The organism is Pseudomonas sp. P5_A2_2 (assembly GCF_054177685.1).
Map to the genome: position 1 here is coordinate 1 of NZ_JBGCUL010000436.1, position 3722 is coordinate 3722.

3 protein-coding genes are annotated in these 3722 nt (G+C 62.3%); 2 read left to right on the top strand and 1 reads right to left on the bottom strand.

Annotated elements, in window-relative coordinates; all coding sequences use genetic code 11:
• Window positions 1-8 precede the first annotated feature (8 nt).
• The gene (locus ACXRVY_RS19920; RefSeq protein ID WP_223464002.1) at window positions 9-923 is read right to left on the bottom strand and encodes a LysR family transcriptional regulator; all 915 of its coding nucleotides are present in this window, start codon (window positions 921-923) and stop codon (window positions 9-11) included.
• Window positions 924-1074: 151 nt separating this feature from the next.
• Here ACXRVY_RS19920 and speB point away from each other — a divergent pair, with 151 nt between their 5' ends.
• Together speB and ACXRVY_RS19930 are read left to right on the top strand one after the other, a co-directional pair.
• A complete protein-coding gene (gene speB, locus ACXRVY_RS19925; RefSeq protein WP_223464003.1) occupies window positions 1075-2076 on the top strand; it encodes an agmatinase in 1002 nt (333 codons plus the stop codon).
• A 53-nt stretch (window positions 2077-2129) separates the two neighbouring features.
• Complete coding sequence (locus tag ACXRVY_RS19930) at window positions 2130-3641, top strand: aldehyde dehydrogenase family protein (RefSeq protein ID WP_223464004.1); 1512 nt, start codon at window positions 2130-2132, stop codon at window positions 3639-3641.
• Window positions 3642-3722 lie beyond the last annotated feature (81 nt).

Below are 3722 nucleotides of genomic sequence, written 5' to 3' on the forward strand. Positions count from 1 at the left end.
GTGTCACATCACGGCTGGCCGGTTTTACGGGTGCTGGCGGCCAGGTCCTCGAGGAACGCCTGGAGGATCGGTGGCGGTGCCGTGCCGCGACGGGTGATCACGTCGAAAGGTGATTTCAAACGCAGACTCCCCGGGGCCAACTGGTGCATCTCGCCGCTCTTGACCCACTGGGTGGCGAAGTGCTCAGGCAGAAAACCCAGGTAGGCGCCGGAAATGATCAGGATCGCCGTGGCTTCGATGTTGTCCACGGTGGCGGCCGCCTTGCTGACGCCCAGGTGTTCGAGGTCGTATTGCTGCATGTAGCCGCGCACGACGATCCGCCCCGCAGCGACTTCTTCGAGCAGTTCCTCACCTTCGGCGTGGCTGCCGTACAACGGGTGACGCCGCCCGCAATACAAACCGAGCGCTTCCTGGTACAGCGGTGATTGCAGCAGCCCCGGCACATGGATCGGAAAGTGCCCGATGGCCAGGTGCAGGCGACCGTCGAGCACCCGCTCTTCAAGTTCTGCCGGGGTACCGACGTACACGTTCAGGTGCACGTCATGCCCACGGGAGACGAAGCGCTGGGTGGTGCGTGGAATCGGCGAGTCAGGATCGGTAATCGTGGTGTCGATGATCCCCAGGTTGAGCTTGCCGCTGATGTGCTGCTTGAGCACGTCGGCATCCATGCAGAAGTTTTCCACCGCCGACAACAGGCGCTGGGTGGCTTCATGAATCGCCACGCCTTGCTCGGTCAGGCGGAAGCCGCTGCGCCCGCGCTGGCACAGCTTTACCCCGAGACGGGTTTCCAGATGGGTCATCTGTTCGCTGATGGTCGACTGCCCGGCATTGAGCGCCGCCTGCGCGGCCGAGAAACCGCCGCAGCGGACGATCGTGGCAAACACCCTGAGCAGTTTCAGGTCGACATCGTGCAGCTGGATCATCTTGGACCTCCGGCCTGTGGATGCATCGGGAATGCCGATATGAGTATCTGATGTTTAGCATTTTTTCCACGAAAACCTGCGCCCATAGTCTTTCCAACGGCGGTCGCCTTGCAGTCCGTCAAGCCGATAACAAGAAGTGGAGAGGCTAGAAATGTCGAACAACGGTTATGAATCCGGTCGCCTGAACCTGCCATTCGTGGGTCATTGCACCTTTGGCAAATCCCCGGTGTGCACCGATTGGGATGCACTGGATGCCGACGTCGCGGTGCTCGGCGTGCCCAACGACATGGGCACCCAGTGGCGCTCCGGCGCACGCTTCGGACCACGCGGGATTCGCGAAGCATCGACGCTGTTTTCCTTCGGCCACGCCGGCGCCTACGACCACGAAGATGACGTGATGTACCTCACCGCGTCGGACGTGCGCATGGTTGACGTCGGTGATGCCGACATCGTCCACACCGACATGGCCACCAGCAACAAGAACACCGAATACGCCGTGCGCAAGATCCTCGATGCCGGCGTGATGCCGGTAGTACTCGGCGGCGACCACTCGGTGCATGCGCCAGTGATCAAGGCCTTCGAAGGCCGCGGCCCGATCCACATCATTCACTTCGATGCCCACCTGGATTTCGTCGACGAACGCCACGGCGTGCGCTACGGCCACGGCAACCCGCTGCGCCGCGCCTCGGAAATGAACCACATTGTCGGCATGACCCAAATGGGCATCCGCAACGTGTCGTCATCCAACCGTGACGACTACGAAGCGGCCCATGAAGCCGGCTCGAAAATCCTCTCGGTGCGTGACGTGCGTCGCCTTGGCGTCGAGGGAGTGCTGGCGCTGATCCCGGAGGACATCAACTACTACATCACCATCGACATCGACGGTTTCGACCCGTCCATCGCCCCCGGCACCGGCACCCCGAGCCACGGCGGCTTCCTCTACTACGAAGTGCTGGAAATCATCCAGGCCCTGGCCAAGCGCAGCAAAGGCAACATCGTCGGCATGGACCTGGTGGAAGTGGCACCGGTCTACGACCCGACCGGCATGACCTCGATCCTGGCCGCGCAACTGCTGCTCAACAGCATCGGTTTCATCTTCCACGAGCGTGGCAAGGTGCGGGCAGCCGCCGAGAGCGAAGCCGCATCAGCCTGATCATCGAAACCAGTGACCCGGCAGGCTCTGACTGCCGGGCAGAGAGAACAAAAATGGATACGATCGTCAAAAGTTACCTGCAGAAATTCGGCGTCAGCGAAGCCACCCAGACCTTCCTCAGCAAGGTCCAGAAAATGTTCATCGGCGGCGCCTGGGTCGAAGCCAGCGACGGCCAGACCTCCGATGTAATCGAACCTTCGACCGAAGGCCTGATCACCCGCATTCCCATGGGCACCACCGATGACCTGGACCGCGCCGTGCAAGCCGCCCGCGCCCAGTTCGACGGCGGCGCCTGGCGTCAGGCCAAACCGGCCGAGCGCGAGCGCATGATGCAACGCCTGGCCGACCTGATCGAGCAGAACGCCGCGGAGCTCGCGGAAATCGAATCCATCGACATGGGCAAATCGGTTGCCTTCGCCAAGGACGTGGACATCCAGGGCACCGTCGATACCCTGCGTTACTTCGCCGGTTGGGCCACAAAGCTGCATGGCCGTACCGTCGAACCTTCGCTACCGGGCAACTACCTGGCCTATACCCGCAAGGAAGCGGTCGGCGTAGTCGGCGCCATCGTGCCGTGGAACTTCCCGCTGCAAACCATGGCCTGGAAGCTCGGCGCGGCGCTGGCGACCGGTTGCACCGTGGTGGTCAAACCCGCCGAACTGACCTCGTTGTCAGCCCTGCGTTTCGCTGAGCTGGTGCAGGAAGCGGGCATTCCGGATGGCGTGATCAACATCGTCACCGGGCGCGGCAGCGTGGTCGGTGCGGCCATGGCCACTCACCCGGGCATCGACAAACTGACCTTCACCGGCTCGACCCCGGTCGGCCAGACTGTCGGTCGCGCAGCGCTGGATGACATGAAGCGCCTGACCCTCGAACTCGGTGGTAAATCACCGGTCATCGTCTGCGCCGATGCCGACATCCCGGCCGCCGCCCAAGCGGTCGCCAACGGCGTGTTTTTCAACTCCGGGCAGGTATGCGACGCCGGTACACGGGCCTATATTCATAGCAGTGTCTACGACGAATTCCTGCGTGAGCTGATCGCCTACACGCGCACCCTGAAAATGGCTCCGGGCCTGGATCCTGATTGCTTCATCGGCCCGCTGGTTTCGGCCCTGCAAAAGCAGCGCGTGACCGAGTACATCGAAACCGGCAAGGCCGAAGGCGCCGAACTGGTCTACGGCGGCCAACCGGTCGATGGCCCTGGCTTCTTCGTCGAGCCGACCATCTTCGCCAATTGCCGCAACGACATGCGCATTGTCCAGGAAGAAATCTTCGGCCCGGTGCTGGTCACCGCACCGTTCGACGACGAGGAAGAAGCGCTGGCCCTGGCCAACGATTCGCCCTTCGGCCTGGCGGCGGCACTGTATTCCAACGACCTGGGCAAGGTGCACAGCCTGATTCCACGCTTGAAAGCAGGCTCGGTCTACGTCAACGCCCACGGCACCCTCGATCCGTCGATGCCGTTCGGTGGCTACAAGCAGTCCGGGTTCGGCAAGGACCTGGGCGCCGAGCAACTCGATTACCTGCTCGAAACCAAGGCGGTGTGGATCACCTTACCAAGCTGACGCTTTCCCTTGTAGGAGCGAGCCTGCTCGCGATAGCGGTTTTTCAGCTGAAAGTGATGTGTCTGACACACCGCTATCGCG

Excerpts from the sequence above, each read along its gene's own strand:
- speB (WP_223464003.1), top strand. The coding sequence starts at position 1,075 with ATGTCGAACAACGGTTATGAATCCGGTCGCCTGAACCTGCCATTCGTG.
- ACXRVY_RS19920 (WP_223464002.1), bottom strand. The coding sequence starts at position 923 with ATGATCCAGCTGCACGATGTCGACCTGAAACTGCTCAGGGTGTTTGCC.
- ACXRVY_RS19930 (WP_223464004.1), top strand. The coding sequence starts at position 2,130 with ATGGATACGATCGTCAAAAGTTACCTGCAGAAATTCGGCGTCAGCGAA.